Origin of the sequence: Pseudoalteromonas sp. NEC-BIFX-2020_002 (assembly GCF_013002825.1) — a bacterium.
GTDB classification, from domain to species: Bacteria; Pseudomonadota; Gammaproteobacteria; order Enterobacterales; family Alteromonadaceae; genus Pseudoalteromonas; species Pseudoalteromonas neustonica.
Window position 1 is genome coordinate 20,273 of sequence record NZ_JABEPJ010000024.1, and the last position, 17,670, is coordinate 37,942.

The 17,670-nt window shown below is 40.1% G+C and carries 18 protein-coding genes; 13 read left to right on the forward strand and 5 right to left on the reverse strand.

Annotated elements, in window-relative coordinates:
- Positions 1–2: 2 nt before the first annotated feature.
- Together HJP15_RS19605 and HJP15_RS19610 are read right to left on the reverse strand one after the other, a co-directional pair.
- Entirely contained in the window at positions 3–356 is a 354-nt protein-coding gene (locus HJP15_RS19605) for a TraR/DksA C4-type zinc finger protein (protein ID WP_054205757.1), read from the reverse strand.
- Positions 357–427: 71 nt separating this feature from the next.
- A complete protein-coding gene (locus HJP15_RS19610; RefSeq protein ID WP_054205758.1) occupies positions 428–1,384 on the reverse strand; it encodes a tRNA-dihydrouridine synthase in 957 nt (318 codons plus the stop codon).
- A 362-nt stretch (positions 1,385–1,746) separates the two neighbouring features.
- On the opposite strand from HJP15_RS19610, the gene HJP15_RS19615 reads away from it, so the two are divergent.
- From HJP15_RS19615 to adk, 11 genes are all read left to right on the forward strand, one after another.
- On the forward strand, positions 1,747–2,235 hold the full coding sequence (locus HJP15_RS19615; protein ID WP_054455047.1) for an HvfA family oxazolone/thioamide-modified RiPP metallophore: 489 nt from the start codon (positions 1,747–1,749) through the stop codon (positions 2,233–2,235).
- Between the two features lie 72 nt (positions 2,236–2,307).
- Positions 2,308–3,162 (forward strand): HvfB family MNIO-type RiPP peptide maturase, encoded by an 855-nt coding sequence (locus HJP15_RS19620; protein ID WP_502706997.1) that lies wholly within the window; start codon positions 2,308–2,310, stop codon positions 3,160–3,162.
- A gap of 1 nt (position 3,163) precedes the next feature.
- Positions 3,164–3,913, forward strand: a complete 750-nt coding sequence (locus tag HJP15_RS19625) for an HvfC family RiPP maturation protein (protein ID WP_170174418.1) — start codon at positions 3,164–3,166, stop codon at positions 3,911–3,913.
- A 71-nt stretch (positions 3,914–3,984) separates the two neighbouring features.
- Positions 3,985–4,107 carry a hypothetical protein gene (locus HJP15_RS22225; protein ID WP_269432723.1) on the forward strand — a complete coding sequence of 41 codons (123 nt, stop codon included), beginning with the start codon at positions 3,985–3,987 and terminating at the stop codon, positions 4,105–4,107.
- A gap of 226 nt (positions 4,108–4,333) precedes the next feature.
- Positions 4,334–4,873: an adenine phosphoribosyltransferase gene (gene apt / locus HJP15_RS19630; protein WP_054205791.1), complete on the forward strand. Its 540-nt coding sequence runs from the start codon at positions 4,334–4,336 to the stop codon at positions 4,871–4,873.
- A gap of 3 nt (positions 4,874–4,876) precedes the next feature.
- Positions 4,877–7,216: a DNA polymerase III subunit gamma/tau gene (gene dnaX / locus HJP15_RS19635; RefSeq protein ID WP_170174419.1), complete on the forward strand. Its 2,340-nt coding sequence runs from the start codon at positions 4,877–4,879 to the stop codon at positions 7,214–7,216.
- A gap of 58 nt (positions 7,217–7,274) precedes the next feature.
- Positions 7,275–7,601, forward strand: coding sequence for a YbaB/EbfC family nucleoid-associated protein (locus HJP15_RS19640; protein ID WP_004588122.1), 327 nt, complete (start codon positions 7,275–7,277; stop codon positions 7,599–7,601).
- An 8-nt stretch (positions 7,602–7,609) separates the two neighbouring features.
- Positions 7,610–8,218 (forward strand): recombination mediator RecR, encoded by a 609-nt coding sequence (gene recR, locus HJP15_RS19645; protein ID WP_054205762.1) that lies wholly within the window; start codon positions 7,610–7,612, stop codon positions 8,216–8,218.
- 128 nt (positions 8,219–8,346) lie between these two features.
- Positions 8,347–9,060, forward strand: a complete 714-nt coding sequence (locus tag HJP15_RS19650) for an RluA family pseudouridine synthase (protein WP_170174420.1) — start codon at positions 8,347–8,349, stop codon at positions 9,058–9,060.
- Positions 9,061–9,203: 143 nt separating this feature from the next.
- Positions 9,204–11,117 carry a molecular chaperone HtpG gene (gene htpG / locus HJP15_RS19655; RefSeq protein ID WP_170174421.1) on the forward strand — a complete coding sequence of 638 codons (1,914 nt, stop codon included), beginning with the start codon at positions 9,204–9,206 and terminating at the stop codon, positions 11,115–11,117.
- A gap of 180 nt (positions 11,118–11,297) precedes the next feature.
- Positions 11,298–11,942, forward strand: coding sequence for an adenylate kinase (gene adk, locus HJP15_RS19660; protein ID WP_054205765.1), 645 nt, complete (start codon positions 11,298–11,300; stop codon positions 11,940–11,942).
- Between the two features lie 61 nt (positions 11,943–12,003).
- Here the strand turns inward: adk and tpx are convergent, their stop codons facing one another.
- Entirely contained in the window at positions 12,004–12,585 is a 582-nt protein-coding gene (gene tpx / locus HJP15_RS19665; protein WP_169327807.1) for a thiol peroxidase, read from the reverse strand.
- Between the two features lie 208 nt (positions 12,586–12,793).
- On the opposite strand from tpx, the gene HJP15_RS19670 reads away from it, so the two are divergent.
- Both HJP15_RS19670 and HJP15_RS19675 read left to right on the forward strand, forming a co-directional pair.
- Entirely contained in the window at positions 12,794–13,798 is a 1,005-nt protein-coding gene (locus HJP15_RS19670; RefSeq protein ID WP_054205767.1) for a response regulator, read from the forward strand.
- Between the two features lie 4 nt (positions 13,799–13,802).
- Positions 13,803–14,774 (forward strand): sensor domain-containing diguanylate cyclase, encoded by a 972-nt coding sequence (locus tag HJP15_RS19675; protein WP_054205768.1) that lies wholly within the window; start codon positions 13,803–13,805, stop codon positions 14,772–14,774.
- A 61-nt stretch (positions 14,775–14,835) separates the two neighbouring features.
- On the opposite strand, the gene HJP15_RS19680 is transcribed toward HJP15_RS19675, so the two are convergent.
- The gene (locus HJP15_RS19680) at positions 14,836–16,350 is read right to left on the reverse strand and encodes a SpoVR family protein (protein ID WP_054205769.1); all 1,515 of its coding nucleotides are present in this window, start codon (positions 16,348–16,350) and stop codon (positions 14,836–14,838) included.
- A gap of 21 nt (positions 16,351–16,371) precedes the next feature.
- Positions 16,372–17,655 (reverse strand): YeaH/YhbH family protein, encoded by a 1,284-nt coding sequence (locus HJP15_RS19685; protein ID WP_054205770.1) that lies wholly within the window; start codon positions 17,653–17,655, stop codon positions 16,372–16,374.
- Between the last annotated feature and the right edge of the window lie 15 nt (positions 17,656–17,670).

The window sequence follows — 17,670 nt, forward strand, 5'->3', positions numbered from 1 at the left end:
AACTAATTACTTTTTATCTTAGACTCGCAGCTGGCACAACGTTGAATTGTTGGATCTGCATTTAAACGTTGCGAGTCAATTTTTTCTTCACAGTCACAGCAATAACCATATTGCCCAATATCCACTTGGCAGACTGCGGCTTCTAGCTGTTCTAGACGAATAATAAGCGATCTATATTCATTCCCAAGCTGCCTATCAGTTAATTCTAGCCAGTGCTCTGGATTATTTTGTTTTAATGTTTCAACGAGCGAATGGTGTAATAGGTTACTTGAGTTCGACAGTGCTGAGAGTAAAGACGTTCTTACTTTCTTTAATTCGCCATTTAGTATTAGCAGGTGGTTTTGAGCATTGATCATTATTAGTTTCCCCATTGAGCAATGCTGTAGTATTCATCAATAAAAAAAAGCGCACTATGATGTGCGTCAAATTAAGGTGCAATAGCGTATTTTTTCAAAACATCGGCAACGTCTTCTTTTGTTTTAAGACGCCTGATCTCATCGAATAAAATATCAGCTTGGCTATATTGACGTTTTAAATAGCCCAACCACTGCTTAGTACGAGAAGCAAAATACTTTTCATCTTTAGCTGGGTCATGGTGTATAGCAGAATGAATTAGATGATACAGCACATGTTCCCATTGAAGACTGACATATTGCTCGCCATTAAAATGAGCTTTAATTTTGCGTGCTAAATCAGGATGCGAAAGTGCACCACGACCCAACATTAAATCGGCACAACCACTTCGCTTTTGGCATAGTATGGCATCCTCTACTTGCCAAATCTCACCATTTGCTACAACAGCAATATCTTTACCTTTGATTAATGGAGGAATTTTTTCCCAATAAGCGGGTGGGTTATAGCCATCACGTTTTGTGCGGGCATGAATGGCAATGCTACTAGCGCCAGCGCTGACAACAGCATCAACAATTTCTTGACTGTTACTATCATCATCAAAGCCTAATCTGATTTTAGCTGTTACTTGATGCTCGCTTGGCACAGCATCTCGTACAGCTTTGATGATTTCATACATATGCTCTGGATCTTTTAACAGTACAGCGCCGCCTTTACTCTTATTAACCGTTTTAGCAGGGCAACCGAAGTTTAGATCAACACCATGTGAACCAAGTTCTATCGCTCTTACTGCGTTTGCAGCTAATGCGTGCGCAACTTGCCCAAGTAATTGAATACGCACGGGTGTTCCTGAGCGAGTTAAGCCATTATTATGAAGCTCAGGGCAATAGCGATGAAATACTTTATCTGGAAGGCAGGCATCAATAACGCGCACAAATTCAGTTACGCATAGATCAAAGCCACCAATTTCGGTGAGCAGTTGACGCATTTTAAAATCGACAACCCCTTCCATAGGCGCTAAAACTAATTTCATGATAGGGGAACTTTATACAACTGAAAAGGAGGCGTAGTTTACCTGTATACCCAAGCCACCTCAAGATGCAGTTTCAGTTGGAGTAAAAAGCGATTTCAGTAAGGCATTGGTTGTAAGTAATAGTTGGCTCTATTGTTAAAATCAATAACGCAGTATAAATCGCCTTGATCTTAAACTCTCTGGTGGCTTGGATATAAATATAACCTTGATAAATCCTTATTTTACTCTCATAGTTATCTTCTGTTGTGCGTATTTTGTAGGGCTCTGGTAAAAAATTAATAAAAAGTTGTGATTGAATGAAATATTATTTTTTTAGCAAGGTCTACTTAGTATAACCTTTATGTTTTAGAGAGAGTCATAAAATGAATACAATTAAAAAGAATTCAATTGCGTTAACATTAGGCGCGGTAGTTGTAGGCAGCACAAGTTTTATTTCTGCTGATGTTCATGCAAACCCATTTGAATTTCAGCAAATGGTAACAGGCTACCAAGTTGATGCTACAGAGGGTAAATGTGGCGAAGGTAAATGCGGTGGCGATGCTAAAACTAAAGATGACAAAGCGAAAAAAGAAGGCAAGTGCGGCGAAGGTAAATGTGGCGGTGATGCTAAAGACGCAAAAGCGAAAAAAGAAGGCAAATGCGGCGAAGGTAAATGTGGCGGCGACGCTAAAGACGCAAAAGCGAAAAAAGAAGGCAAATGCGGCGAAGGTAAATGTGGCGGCGATGCTAAAGACGCAAAAGCGAAAAAAGAAGGCAAATGCGGCGAAGGTAAATGTGGCGGCGATGCTAAAGACACAAAAGCGAAAAAAGAAGGAAAATGTGGTGAAGGTAAATGTGGCGGTAGCCACTAATCACTTTGTGATAGCATTAAGTTAATTCTATTAAAAAGGCCTTTGCGGGCCTTTTTAAATTAAGGAGTATCTATGGGAATATCTAATAAAGATGAATTTGGTATGGTGGGGCTTGGTTTACGCCGAGAAATGTTGGATGAATTACTCATTCAGGTACCAAAGCAAATTGATTTTATGGAAGTGGCTCCGGAAAATTGGCTAAAACTCGGAGGGCGATTTGCCAAGCAATTTAAATCACTTACTGATACAAATAACTTTGTCTGTCATGGTTTATCGTTATCGATTGGCTCGCCTGAACCGTTAGATATTGCGTTTATTAAATCGTTAAAAGTATTTTTTGAAACACATAACATAAAGCGCTTTAGTGAACATCTTAGTTATTGCTCTGGTACTGGTCATATGTATGATCTAATGCCCATCCCATTCACTGAAGAAGCAATTAAACATGTTGTACCGCGTATTAAGCAAGTACAGGATATTTTAGAGCAGCAAATTGCTATTGAAAATGTGTCCTATTATGCGGCTCCGGGCCAACAAATGAGCGAGCTTGCATTTACCACTGAGATATTACAACAAGCTGATTGTAAATTATTACTCGATGTAAATAACATTTATGTAAATTCAATAAATCATGGCTATGACGGCGACCATTTCTTAGCAAACTTACCGTCAGAGCGTATTGCTTATGGCCATGTTGCTGGGCATTACAATGAAGCCGATGATTTAATTATTGATACTCACGGCGCAGATGTAATAGACCCTGTATGGCAACTACTCGATAGCGCTTATAAATATCACGGGGTATTTCCTACCTTATTAGAGCGTGACTTTAATATTCCTGCTATTCCCGATCTAGTTAAAGAACTGGATATAATTCATTGTCTACAAGCGAAGAACGCTATACCTCAGAGTAAAGAACGTGCCTGATATGAACTTTATTGACACGCAACACGCGTTTATGGCGCATATTCGTGAACCACAATTGCACCCAAAGCCTAACGGTATTGAAGATCGCCGAATGGCTATCTATCGCGACTTATTTTTTAATAATATAAATGGCTTTATTTCGTCTGGTTTCCCGGTTCTGAAAACACTCTACAGTGATGATGACTGGTTACAGTTAGTTCGCTGTTTTTTTGCTGAGCACGATTGCCAATCCCCTTATTTTTTGGATATTGCGGGAGAGTTTATTCATTATTTAAGTAGCGACTATAAAATGCTAGAAAGTGATCCCGCTTTTATGCTTGAACTTGCGCATTATGAATGGATAGAACTTGATGTATCGATTACACAGCTAGACATTATGGAAAGAATTATCACCACACAGCTAAATAACACACCGCTTTACCTTAGTAGCTGTGCCCGAAATTTAAGTTATCAATACCCAGTGCAACACATTACTAGCGAATTTCAACCTTCAGAACCATCGCAACAGCCGCATTACTTTGTTGTATATCGTGATACTGAAGATGAAGTGCAGTTTATAGCTACCAATGCAATGACAGCATTACTCTTATCTATAATAGAGTCAAGATCAGGAATTTATTTAGCTACGGTTATTGAGCAAGTCGCTCAGCACGCACCGCAATTTACAGAAGAGCAATTATTGCAAGGGGCTACCCAGACATTAACCGCGATGGTTGAACGTGGTGTGATCGTGACAAAAAATCAAGGTTAAACGCTTTATTGATTTTTTTACATCGACTATCATATGCGCTTTATTTGTCGCGCTTAATAAAGGTAGTCCCCATGTCAGATGATAAAGATTTTAAAGACCCATTTAACGCTATGTATTTTATTGCGTTTTTAGCTATATTTGCAGTAGTTGGGTGTTTAAATGCAATATTAGGTTGGATCACAACCGTGTCTTAATTTACCCTAGTAAATTATACTAAGGCTGTATTTTGTGCAGTCTTATCTTTTTAACTCCTTACCAACACTTTACTTATACCACACGCCTCGTACATTAACAGATATTCTAAATTGCCTCCTGTGGTTTGTATAAATCACGTTTTATTCCTACTGAAACTCGCTTCTTGGGGTGGCTTGGGTATATAATTACCTGCTTTGTAATATTACATGTATGACAGCTAAAATTATGACAACTCCATCTATTATTAAAGACAGCATTACCACCATTGCAGATTACCCAAAAGCGGGCATTATGTTCCGTGATGTAACTACGTTGATGGCTGACCCTGCCGCGTTTCAAGCGACGATTAATGCATTTATAACTGCTTATAAAGATCAAGGTTTCACAAAGATCATTGGTACTGAATCACGTGGCTTTATTTTTGGTGCGCCACTTTCATATGCACTAGGTATCCCTTTCATTCCAGTTCGTAAACCAGGTAAACTACCGCGCGAAGTGATCTCGCAAGATTATCAACTAGAGTATGGTGAAGATGTATTAGAGCTACATACGGATGCTATTGTCCCTGGCGACAAAGTATTATTAGTGGATGACTTATTAGCGACTGGTGGTACGATTGAAGCAACGGCTAAGTTAGTTCACAAGCTTGGTGGCCATGCCACAGATGCGGCATTTGTAGTCTCTTTACCTGAACTAGGTGGCGAGCAACGTATTGCAAAAATGGGCATTAAAATCCTAAAATTGGTTGAATTCGAAGGCGAGTAATTAATGAGTTATCAAGTCCTAGCGAGAAAATGGCGTCCACAGACCTTTCATGAATTGGTCGGTCAGTCCCATGTGAAACAAGCATTGGTAAATGCTTTGACGCAAAATAGACTGCATCACGCTTATTTGTTCACTGGGACACGCGGGGTGGGTAAAACCACCATCGCACGTATTTTTGCAAAAAGCTTAAATTGTGATGAAGGCATTTCGGCTGAGCCTTGTGGAAAGTGTAGTAGTTGTGTCGATATTGAAACGGGTCGTTATATTGATTTACTTGAAATAGATGCGGCATCTCGGACCAAAGTGGAAGATACTCGAGAAATTCTCGATAATGTACAATATGCGCCAACGCGTGGCCGTTACAAAGTGTACCTGATCGATGAAGTACACATGCTCTCAAAGCACAGTTTTAATGCATTATTAAAAACCTTGGAAGAGCCACCTGAACACGTTAAGTTTTTATTGGCGACTACCGATCCACAAAAACTACCGGTTACCATTTTATCTCGCTGTTTGCAGTTTAATCTTAATGCGTTATCGCAACCCGAAATACTCCAGCAACTTGAATATGTATTAGGCGAAGAACAGTTAAGTTTTGAAACCCAAGCACTGCAAATTATCGCTAAAGCTGCTGATGGCAGTATGCGTGATGCATTGAGTTTAACTGATCAAGCCATTGCCCAAACCAATGGTGATATTAAGCATCAAGCGGTACAAGCAATGTTAGGGTTGATGGACAACCATTATAGCCAGCACTTGCTAGTGGCATTATTGGCGCAAGATGGCGCTGCATTGATGGCGCAAATAGAGCAGATTGCCACTCAAAACCCAAATTATATAGCCCTTTTAGATGACTTAATTGGTCTGACGCATCTAGCGCAATTGACACAATTAGTCCCAGACGCTGCAAAATTAGATGAATATAATCGTGAATTTATTAGCGAAGTAGCGTTGAGTTGTGACTCACAGCAAATTCAAATTTATTATCAATTACTGCTCAATGGTAAAAAAGATCTCCAATGGGCGCCAGAGCCGCGTTTAGGCTTTGAGATGATTATGCTGCGTTTATTAGCATTTCAACCAATTGATAACCAAATAGTTGCCAACACAGTATCGGCTGGATCATCAGCGGATGAAAAACGTTCTCGAGCAGGCTCGCTCAGAGACATTCTAAATAAAAACAAGCAAGCACCATCAGAGCGTAATGACGATCAAGTTAGATTGCCAGCGGGAACATCAGCTACTACATCAGCGGCCACCGCATCAGAGAAAAAACCGGTCGCAGTTCCCCACAACACAGTGGCGATGGAGCAAGAGCCAACTGCGCCAGTTGATATAGCACCTGCTCATGTAGCTGCAGCTGATCCAGAAACTGAGCTTGAGCAACAATTAGCATCACAATATGATGATGTGATGAGTAACGCTGTGGATCAAGGCTTTGATGGCGATACTAACCATGCTCAAAAACAAAATATTAGTGACCATCAGCATAGCATTGAACCAATTGGAAACGCGGCGGTTGTACCAAGTAATAATTCACTTTCTGACTATTCCGCTACCACAGATATTAGTCAAAAAGAAGCACAAGCGCAGTCTGCAATCGCACGTATTTTACGTGATAGAAATATTTCGGGTGCAGGCACGCTTTCTGGTGGCAAAGTATCAGCAGAGCCGGTAACGACGACGATACCGGCGGTTGAGCGCAGTACACCGGTAAAAAAGTCCCAACCCCAAATAGCGGGGACAACTAGCCAAGCTGAGGCTAACGGCTACACGGCAAACATTGCACCAAATAAAATTATAAAACCTGACTTTAAAGAAAAACATCAAACAATTACTGAAAATTTAGCGCCAGAGTTACTAGAGCAAATTAATCCACAAAAAGTGGTGGCTGCACCTGAGCCAGAAATAAACATTCAAGTGCCCGATGATTTTCAAAGCCCGATCAGCGATATCCGTTTTGCGCATCAACAAGATGAATGGGCTTATTTAATTAAGCGAATGGGGCTTGGCGGGCGGATGCGCCAATTTGCACTGCACTCAATTTATTCAAAACAGCAGCAACAATTACATTTAGAAGTTGACGCATCGCAAAAACACCTTGATACACCTATGCTGAGACAAAAATTAACGGCAGCACTGGCCAGTATTTATGAGCATAATGTTGAATTAAGCATTAACTTTGAAGTCGGGGTGATTGATTCCCCTTACTTAATCCAGCAAAAAATAGATGCGGGGCGTCACCAGCAGGCGATTGATGTGATCAACAGCGACGAGAATATCGTGCAATTACAGCAGGTATTTTCTGCAATAATCGACGAAAACAGTATTCAGGCATTGTAATTTTTTGCAATAGCCCTTATCTTCATGCCAATTAAAGATTATATAAAGAGAGAGAGTTATGTTTAAAGGTGGAATGGGTAACATGATGAAGCAAGCGCAACAAATGCAAGAGCGCATGCAAAAAGCCCAAGACGAAATCGCAACGATGGAAGTTGTTGGTGAAGCAGGTGCAGGTCTTGTTAAAGTAACGATGCTTGGTAATCATAATGTTCGCCGCGTTGAGCTTGATGAAAGTTTAATGGAAGATGATAAAGACATGATTGAAGACTTACTTGCAGCAGCATGTAATGACGCAGTACGCCGCGTAGCTGATGAAACACAAGAGCGTATGGGCAAAGTTACTGGCGGTATGCAATTACCACCAGGCATGAAAATGCCGTTTTAAGTTAAAATATGCAACTTTCAGAGAGTTTAAGTCAGTTAATAGAAGCATTACGCTGCTTACCGGGCATTGGTCCAAAATCAGCGCAACGTATTGCATTTCATTTACTTGAGCGCGACCGTAAAGGTGGGAGCCAGCTGGGTAATGCATTAACAAAAGCGATGACTGCAATTGGTCATTGTCAATCGTGTCGTACATTTGCAGAGCAGCCACACTGTGATATTTGTTTAAGCATAAAGCGCCAAGACAGTGGTGTTTTATGTGTTGTTGAATCGCCTACTGATGTCTTGGCTATTGAACAAACAGGGCAGTATCAAGGTTTATACTTTGTTTTGATGGGGCATTTATCACCTATTGATGGTATTGGTCCTAACGAAATAGGCTTAGATACCCTTGAGAAAAAGCTACAGCAAGGCGGTATTAACGAAGTGATTTTAGCCACCAATCCAACGGTCGAAGGTGAAACCACTGCGCATTATATTGCGCAGCTTTGTCATCGTTATAAAGTAGAGGCTTCGCGTATTGCTCATGGTATACCTGTCGGTGGTGAGCTTGACTTACTCGATGGCATGACATTAATGCATGCGTTTAGTGGTCGCAGGGCAGTTACCGAAAATTAACTGTTAGCGTAATTAAACACTTTGAAAGAAAAAGCCTGCATTAACTTAGTTATGCAGGCTTTTTAATGGCTTTTAGCAAAACTGACATAAATATGTTTTTAATAAAATTGGTATTAGCAGGAATATAAATGCCTGAACAGCACGTAATAACTCCCAGCATAGTTGATGATTTTGTCGCCCCAATATGCACCGGCTTTTTAGACATACTCTATCAGGATGAAGATATTTTATTAATCAACAAACCCAGTGGTTTATTGAGCTTGTCGGGTAGAAACCCACTTAATTGGGACTCGGTACATTATCGATTAGTAAATGGGCAAGCAGGAGTTAGTCCGCCTTTCCCTGAAGCCAAATTACCGCATCGATTAGATTATGGCACATCTGGTATTATGGTCGTGGGGCTCAATGCTGAATCATCAAAACAGCTTAATAAGCAATTTCAGAACCGGGCGATTACAAAACACTATATAGCGATGTTACAAGGGTGGGTTGTGAAAGATGAAGGGCAGGTTATCGCACCGATAGCGAAAGACACGTTACTTTTCCCTTTAGTTAAAATTTGTGAGATTACAGGCAAAACCGCAGTAAGTGACTACAAAGTACTAAAGCGTATTGACCAACCAAAACGAAGTTTAGTGCAGTATATGCCTATGACAGGGCGTACTCATCAACTTAGAATACACAGTAAAGAGATGGGTCACCCTATTTTGGGTTGTGATCTATATAAAAATGAAACGAGCGAATCAATGGCAGCACGGTTGCTCTTACACGCCAGTGACTTATTTTTTCAGCATCCAATAAGTGGCGAGCAGATCCACGGTCATTCGCCATGTTTATTTTAAGCGTTAAATTTAAATGTTAATAGCCTATTTACTCAGTTTAAATAATTATTTCGTTTGCCTTTTTTATATTTCCCCTTGAAGTTAACGAACCGCGCCCCATATTAAGTGCATAACGCAGAGACTTTGCTAATTGGAGAAACACAATGACTGCAGCACAAAAAGAAACATTAGGCTTTCAAACGGAAGTTAAACAACTATTAAACCTGATGATCCACTCACTTTATTCAAATAAAGAAATATTTTTACGTGAGCTTGTGTCAAATGCCTCAGATGCGGCTGATAAATTACGCTTTTTAGCACTTTCAAACGGTGAGCTTTACCAAGGTGATGCAGATCTTAGAGTACGTATCAGTGCAGACAAAGAAGCCAATACGGTCACTATTTCTGATAACGGCATTGGTATGACACGCGATGAAGTGATCAGCTCTTTAGGCACAATTGCTAAATCAGGCACAGCTGAGTTTTTCAAAAACTTAACAGGTGATCAAGGTAAAGACTCACAGTTAATTGGCCAATTTGGTGTTGGTTTTTACTCAGCATTTATTGTTGCAGACTTAGTTACTGTTCGCACTCGCAAAGCTGGTGAAGCAACCGGTGTTGAATGGCAGTCGCAAGGCGAAGGCGAATACACATTACAAGAAATTGAAAAAGAAGGCCGCGGAACAGACATCATTTTACACCTTCGTGAAGATGAAACAGAGTTTGCTGATGATTGGCGTCTGCGTAGCATCGTGACTAAATACTCAGATCATATTTCTACACCTGTACAAATGTACAAAGCAGAAGTACCTGAGTCTGAAGGTGAAGATGGCGAAAAAACACCAGCAGTACCAGGTGAGTGGGAAAGCATTAACCGCGCGACTGCACTTTGGACTCGCGATAAATCAGAGCTTTCTGATGAAGAGTACAAAGAATTTTATAAGCATGTAAGCCATGACTGGGAAGAGCCGCTTAGCTGGGGACATAATAAAGTAGAAGGTAAAACTGAATATACAAGCCTACTTTATATCCCTAAGAAGGCCCCATTTGATTTATGGAACCGTGAACGCCAAAGTGGTTTAAAGCTTTATGTACAACGCGTATTTGTAATGGATGACGCAGAACAGTTTATGCCAAGTTACTTACGCTTTGTTAAAGGTTTACTTGATTCAAATGATTTACCATTGAATGTATCACGTGAAATTTTACAAGATAACAAAGTAACGCAAGCAATTCGTAAGGGCTGTACATCACGTATTTTAAAAATGCTTGAGCGCATGGCTAAAAACAAAGCCGATGATTACCAAGTATTTTGGAATGAATTTGGTCAAGTGATCAAAGAAGGCCCAGCGGAAGACGCAGCTAATAAAGAAGCGATTGCTAAACTATTACGCTTTGCATCAACGCATACAGATGAAAGCACACAGAATGCGTCACTTGAGCAATACATTGAGCGTATGAATGAAGGTCAAGATGCAATTTACTATGTTGTGGCTGATTCATTTACCACAGCAAAAAGTTCACCGCATTTAGAGATCTTCCGTAAGAAAGGTATCGAAGTATTATTGCTAAGCGACCGTGTTGATGAATGGATGATGAGCCACTTAACAGAGTTTGCTGATAAACCATTTAAATCAATCACACGTGGTGACCTAGATTTAGGTAACCTAGATGATGAAGAGACCAAAAAAGCGCAAGAAGAATCTGAAAAAGAAGTTGAAGGACTTGTTGAGCGAATCAAAACAGCCTTAGGTGATACAGTAAAAGATGTACGCTTTACACATCGTTTAACTGATTCACCAGCCTGTGTGGTTGCAGATGATAATGACATGAGCTCACAAATGCAAAAGCTTATGGAGTCTGTAGGACAGGCAGCACCAGAAGCAAAGCCTATTTTTGAACTAAACCCAGAGCACCAACTTGTTAAACATTTAAATGTTGAACAAGACGAAGAGAAATTTGCTCAGTGGTCACATGTACTTCTTGATCAAGCTCTACTTGCAGAGCGTGGCACGTTAAAAGACCCTGCTGGGTTTGTGACACGTTTAAACAAACTAATGCTTGATCTAAGCAAGTAATTGCTCAAAAAATAACATTTTAATGAAAAGGGAACCTCGGTTCCCTTTTTTTATGGTGTGTGTGTAGTCAATTGGTATAAGTTGCTTGAGTATCGCAGGCGCTTATGGAAGAATTCAGGCTTTATAATAAATCATACTGATGCAAGATAAGTAAAATCAGTATCAAACGAGGACAATGATATGCGCATTATTCTTTTGGGCGCGCCGGGTGCAGGTAAAGGCACTCAAGCTCAGTTTTTGATGGACAAGTACGGTATTCCACAAATTTCTACTGGTGATATGTTACGTGCAGCAATTAAAGAAGGCACACCACTGGGTTTAGAAGCTAAAAAAGTAATGGATGCAGGTCAGCTAATTTCTGATGACATCATCATTGGTCTTGTTAAAGAACGTATTACTAAAGCGGATTGTGAAAAAGGTTTCCTACTTGACGGCTTCCCTCGCACAATTCCACAAGCTGATGCAATGAAAGAAAATGGCGTTGTCGTTGACCACGTTATTGAATTTGACGTTGCAGATGAGATCATTGTTGATCGTATGGGCGGACGTCGCGTTCACCCAGGTTCTGGTCGTGTATACCATGTTGTGTATAACCCACCAAAAGTTGAAGGCAAAGATGACGTAAGCGGTGAAGATCTTATCATCCGCGCTGACGATACTGAAGAAACAGTCCGTAAACGTTTAGGTATCTACCATGAGCAAACAATGCCATTGGTTGATTACTATCAAGCTGAAGCGAAAGCGGGTAACACTCAGTACCACCGTTTAGACGGAACACAAGCTGTTGAAGCGGTTAATCAACAGTTAGCTGAATTATTAGGTTAATAAGCTAATAATCTAAAAAAACCGCCAATTGGCGGTTTTTTATTATCGTATTAATAATAAATCAGAGTGACTTTAAAGCACTAAGGACAGGCTCATACTTAGGCTCTGTTGATAGATCAGCCACTAATTGTTTGTAAACAACCTTATGATTTTCATCAAGCACGAAAACAGCGCGGGTTAATAACCCCATATCTTTGATCACTAGGCCATAATTTTGGCCAAAGTCACGCCAAACAGAGTCAGATAAAGTGACTACTTTATCGATGTTTTCAGCCTTACAAAAACGCGCCTGTGCAAAGGGTAAATCAGCACTGATAGTCAGCATGGCAATATTGGGAAATTGTGCAGCTACTTTTTCGTTAAAATGCTTTGTTTGAATACTACATACACCTGTATCCAGACTTGGAACCACGCTAATTAAAACAGCTTGTCCTTGGTAATTTGCTAAAGTGACTGGTGTGAAAGAACCGTCGACTACTTTAAAATCGGGCGCTTGTTCATTTAATTTCACTCCTTGGCCTAGCAACGTTATGGGTTTTGATTGTGCGGTGACTTTCCCCGCATCTAACGTGTTTTCTGGAATTTCAGTCGCGAAAGCAACAGAGCAAAAAGCACTCAAGGCAAAACTGATAGAACGAAGCATAAGGTATTTCCTTTAGAATTAACGCAATTAGCCAGAGTGTATTATAATCATTGGTGCACACCAAGGTTTTAGTGAAATTTAAAATTGTAAATAGGTGTTACATTGATTAACATAATACAGTAATAAATGTTTATTCAATGATCAATAATAATAAATGTATTGTAACTAAAAAGTGGTTGCTATAAATAAACACTATCAGAGAGAAAATATGTCAACATCGGTACTAATTTGTGATGATTCAAAACTTGCGCGCCGCCAGTTAGCGCGTTCGTTACCCGATGATTGGGATATAAAAATAGAATTTGCTGAAGATGGCGTTCATTGTATCGAGCAATTAAAAGCAATTCGTCCTGAGATATTATTTTTAGATCTTAATATGCCGCAAATGGATGGCTATGAAGTACTGCAAGCCATTGAGGAATTACAGTTTCAAGTTCTTACTGTTGTCGTCTCTGGCGATATTCAACCAAGTGCCCATCAGCGTGTCATTGATCTTGGTGCAATCGATTTTATTCAAAAGCCATGTGATGCCCAAAAGCTTGCAGATATTATCGAGCATCATGGCATTAAAGATAAAGCCATGCGTGAAAGGCTCTCTCATAAATTGGGTGAGCAAGTTGACCCCGATGTAAGAGACATTTATCAAGAGTTAACAAACGTAGCAATGGGGCAAGCTGGGGATTTATTAGCACGACTGCTTAATGTGTTTGTTGAGCTACCGATTCCGAATGTAAATATCCTTGAAGTTAACGAGTTAGACATGGCGCTGCGTTCAATTGACGCAAATTCATCTACATCTGGTGTATGCCAAGGCTTTATTGGTGGAGGGGTTTCGGGAGAAGCGCTGCTACTGCTCAACGACTCAAGTTTTAAAGAAATAGCATCGTTGATGAACTACGAAGGCGAGCTTAACAATAAAGTTGAATTAGAATTGCTCATGGACATTAGTAACATACTAATTGGAGCGATTTTAACAGGTTTATCCAGACAACTTGATATGACCTTTAGCCAAGGTCACCCGGTCGTACTAGGGCAGCATTGCGATGTATCTGATCTAGTAAAGGCTAACAAGTCTCGTTGGCAGCGTACGTTAGCTATAGAAATTAGTTACGGTATCGAAAACCATAATATTAACTGCGATTTAATGCTGTTATTTACCGAAGATTCAATGAAAACTTTGAAATACAAAGTTGCTTACCTACTAGAAGACTAACATTATGCCTGCAGCAGATTTTAATATGAATGAAATCCATTGGTTAATGGATATGTTTAATACCGTTGATGTTGGTTTAGTGGTGTTAGATCGTGACTACAAAGTGTGTATTTGGAATGGTTTTATGGAAAACCATTCAGGTTTGCTACCAAGTGCAGTGAAAGACAAAGATCTATTTGATTTGTTCCCATCAATAGATGAAAAGTGGTTTCGTAGTAAGTCTGAATCAGTTTTCATTTTGAAAAATCGCTCATTTACCATTTGGGAACAGCAGCCTTATATTTTTAAGTTTAAAAATTATCGGCCAATAACAGGCAAAGCTGATCACATGTATCAAAATGCCACGTTTATTCCGCTTTCTAATACGATGGGCGAAGTTGGTCATATTTGCATTATTATTTATGATGTTACTGATGAAGCCGTCAATAAAAAAGAGTTAGAAGCCGTTAACCGCAAACTTGAACTAATAAGTCAAACTGATGCATTAACCCAGCTTGCTAATCGCGGTCACTGGGAAAATACTTTACGCCAAGAGTTTTTACGAATAAAACGAAGTGGTGGCTGTAGTACGTTGCTAATGTTTGATATTGACCACTTTAAAAAGATAAACGATGAACATGGACACCGTTGTGGTGATGAAGCACTGCGTAACATTGCCGACTTACTTCGTAAAACGTTACGTGAAACTGACGTAGCAGGGCGTTATGGTGGCGAGGAGTTCGCAGTAACATTACTTGATACGGATAAAAAAGGTGCACAGATATTTGCAGAGCGCTTAAGAAGTGTTATTGAAAACTCATCGATATTTTTTGATGGACAGCAAGTCACGATGACAGTCAGTGTAGGTTTTGCATGTTTTGATAGTAGTTTTGAACGTCACGAAAAGTGGATAGAGGCCGCCGATAAAGCGCTTTACCATTCAAAAGAAAATGGCAGAAACCTTGTTTCAGCTTTTAGTGATATTCCACAAAGCTAATAAAAGCGAGTAAAAGTAATGGTTAAGAAAATGACGCTATGGCGTCATTTTTATTGTTCAATTATTCTGTTGTATGGCGAGAGTCATCAGATGGGCATTGCGCCACCGTACTTACTTCCCCAGACATAGACTCCTGCTCAAGTTTCACTTTAAAGCCCCATAGCCTATAGAGGTGTTTTAATACCTCGTCATGGGATTTAGCAAGCGGGATATTTTGATGAGGTACATAACGTAGAGTTAAAGAACGATCCCCTCTAATATCCACATCATAAACTTGAATATTAGGTTCGTGATTACTTAAATTATATTGCGCTGAGAGTGCCTCGCGTACTGCGTGATAACCACTTTCATCGTGAATAGCGCCAACGTGTAAATTAGGATCTTTTTCATGATCGATAATAGTAAATAATTTAAAGTCGCGGATCAGTTTCGGTGATAAAAACTGGCTAATAAAGCTCTCATCTTTAAAGTTTTCCATAGCAAAGTGCAGCGTATCTAGCCAGTTACTGCCAGCATATTCAGGAAACCACTGTTTATCTTCCTCTGTTGGGTTTTCACATATACGACGAATATCAACCATCATATTAAAACCTAATGCATACGGGTTGATCCCCGAATAGTAATTGCTGTTATATGGTGGCTGATAAACAACATTGGTGTGGCTTTGTAAAAACTCCAGCATAAACGAGTCGGTTAATTTACCTTCATCGTATAGATGGTTCAAAATAGTGTAATGCCAAAAGGTGGCCCAGCCTTCATTCATAACTTGCGTTTGTTTTTGCGGGTAAAAATACTGAGAGATTTTACGGACTATTCTAATAACTTCTCGTTGCCAAGACTCCAATAGTGGGGCATTTTTTTCAATAAAGTACAAAATGTTCTCTTGTGGTTCACGCGGGAAGTGACGTTCGTGCGGCTTTTTCTCTTGCTGATGAGATGGAATAGTACGCCAAAGCTCATTTACTTGTGATTGCAGGTAATCTTCACGTTCTTGCTGGCGCTTTTGCTCTTCAAATAAAGAGATTTGCTGCGGGCGTTTGTAGCGATCCACACCATAATTCATTAGCGCATGGCATGAGTCAATCAGGTTTTCAACATCGTCAATGCCATACTTTTCTTCGCAGCGTGCAATATAGTTTTTTGCAAACAGTAAGTAATCAATAATTGAGCTGGCATCGGTCCATGTTTTAAATAAGTAATTACCTTTAAAAAAGGAATTATGGCCGTAGCAAGCATGTGCCATTACGAGTGCTTGCATTGGCAGGGTGTTTTCTTCCATTAAGTAGGCAATACAGGGATCAGAATTAATAACAATTTCGTATGCTAAGCCCATTTGCCCACGCTTGTAGTTTTGTTCCGTTTGAATAAACTTTTTACCGTAAGACCAATGACTATAACCAATCGGCATACCGACACTGGAGTAGGCATCCATCATTTGTTCAGCCGTGATCACCTCAATTTGATTTGGGTAAGTATCAAGGCGATAATGTTCTGCTACGCGCGCTATTTCGTCTTGGTATTGCTGTAATAAATCAAATGTCCAATCTGGGCCATCACTTAAACGTTTATCGGTCATATAAATACCTCGCTGTACAGCTTAAGCTGCACCTTGGTGTTGACGACTTTTTTTAAATAGCTCTCTAAAAATAGGGTAAATATCTTCAACACTTCGAATATGTTGTATGGCAAAATTATCATTGCTTTGACAAATTTTTTCATACTCACGCCATAAGCTTTGATGGGCACGCGTCGTGATCTCAATATACGCGTAATAGCGCACATCATTTAAGAGTTTATTACGCAATATTTCACCGCATTGTGGGGTGTCATCTGCCCAATTATCGCCATCAGAGGCTTGCGCAGCATAAATATTCCACTCACCCGCGTTATAGCGCTCTTGTATGATCTCATGCATTAATTTCAATGCGCTGGAGACGATTGTTCCGCCGGTCTCTTGCGAATAGAAAAACTCTTGCTCATCGACTTCTTTTGCTTGAGTGTGATGGCGAATATACACCACTTCAATATCTTTATAGCTACGTGTTAAAAACTGATATAGCAAAATATAAAAGCGTTTTGCCATATCTTTGGTTGCCTGATCCATCGAGCCCGACACATCCATAATACAAAACATCACGGCTTTACTCGTTGGGTGAGGTTGTTTTTCATAATTACGAAAACGCAAATCATAGTTATCAATAAAGGGCACAGCGCCAATACGTTTTTGCAATTGGGCAATTTCTTGCTCCATTAACGCTATGGCTGCTATATCTGGTTCAGGATCAGCCATTAACGCAGCAAGCTGCTCTTGTAACTGAGCTAGCTCACGTTTTTTACCTGCACTCATCGCAACGCGCCTTGCAAGTGAGCCTTGCAGTGAACGCACGATGTCGATATTACTAGGCATACCATCGCTGCAAAACCCGGCGCGATGTGTTTTCATTTGTACTAGTTTATCAAGTTGATTTTGTTGAAGGTTTGGTAGCTCTAAATCTTCAAATAGTAAATCTAAATACTCATCTTTAGAAATTGAGAATACAAAGTCATCTTCGCCTTCGCCTGAGTCACTTGCTTCACCTTCGCCCGCACCTCCACCTTGACCACCTTGCGGGCGCTTAATTTTATCGCCCGTAGAAAATTGATCGTTACCAGGGTGAATCTGCTCTCTATCGCCTCCTTTACCTTGATGAAACGTTGGCTCACTAATATCCCGCTGCGGAATAGAAATACTCTCTCCGCTACTGGTATCAGTGACACTGCGTTTATTGATAGCATCTGATACAGCTTCTTTGATCTGTTTTTTATATCGCCTAATAAAGCGTTGACGATTTAACGTGCTCTTATTTTTACCGTTCAGGCGACGGTCTATAAAATGCGCCATAAAGACCCCCTAAAA

Coding starts and splice junctions, on each gene's coding strand:
- HJP15_RS19605 (WP_054205757.1), bottom strand. CDS start 356: ATGATCAATGCTCAAAACCACCTGCTAATACTAAATGGCGAATTAAAG.
- HJP15_RS19610 (WP_054205758.1), bottom strand. CDS start 1,384: ATGAAATTAGTTTTAGCGCCTATGGAAGGGGTTGTCGATTTTAAAATG.
- HJP15_RS19615 (WP_054455047.1), top strand. CDS start 1,747: ATGAATACAATTAAAAAGAATTCAATTGCGTTAACATTAGGCGCGGTA.
- HJP15_RS19620 (WP_502706997.1), top strand. CDS start 2,308: ATGGGAATATCTAATAAAGATGAATTTGGTATGGTGGGGCTTGGTTTA.
- HJP15_RS19625 (WP_170174418.1), top strand. CDS start 3,164: ATGAACTTTATTGACACGCAACACGCGTTTATGGCGCATATTCGTGAA.
- HJP15_RS22225 (WP_269432723.1), top strand. CDS start 3,985: ATGTCAGATGATAAAGATTTTAAAGACCCATTTAACGCTATGTATTTT.
- apt (WP_054205791.1), top strand. CDS start 4,334: ATGACAACTCCATCTATTATTAAAGACAGCATTACCACCATTGCAGAT.
- dnaX (WP_170174419.1), top strand. CDS start 4,877: ATGAGTTATCAAGTCCTAGCGAGAAAATGGCGTCCACAGACCTTTCAT.
- HJP15_RS19640 (WP_004588122.1), top strand. CDS start 7,275: ATGTTTAAAGGTGGAATGGGTAACATGATGAAGCAAGCGCAACAAATG.
- recR (WP_054205762.1), top strand. CDS start 7,610: ATGCAACTTTCAGAGAGTTTAAGTCAGTTAATAGAAGCATTACGCTGC.
- HJP15_RS19650 (WP_170174420.1), top strand. CDS start 8,347: ATGCCTGAACAGCACGTAATAACTCCCAGCATAGTTGATGATTTTGTC.
- htpG (WP_170174421.1), top strand. CDS start 9,204: ATGACTGCAGCACAAAAAGAAACATTAGGCTTTCAAACGGAAGTTAAA.
- adk (WP_054205765.1), top strand. CDS start 11,298: ATGCGCATTATTCTTTTGGGCGCGCCGGGTGCAGGTAAAGGCACTCAA.
- tpx (WP_169327807.1), bottom strand. CDS start 12,585: ATGCTTCGTTCTATCAGTTTTGCCTTGAGTGCTTTTTGCTCTGTTGCT.
- HJP15_RS19670 (WP_054205767.1), top strand. CDS start 12,794: ATGTCAACATCGGTACTAATTTGTGATGATTCAAAACTTGCGCGCCGC.
- HJP15_RS19675 (WP_054205768.1), top strand. CDS start 13,803: ATGCCTGCAGCAGATTTTAATATGAATGAAATCCATTGGTTAATGGAT.
- HJP15_RS19680 (WP_054205769.1), bottom strand. CDS start 16,350: ATGACCGATAAACGTTTAAGTGATGGCCCAGATTGGACATTTGATTTA.
- HJP15_RS19685 (WP_054205770.1), bottom strand. CDS start 17,655: ATGGCGCATTTTATAGACCGTCGCCTGAACGGTAAAAATAAGAGCACG.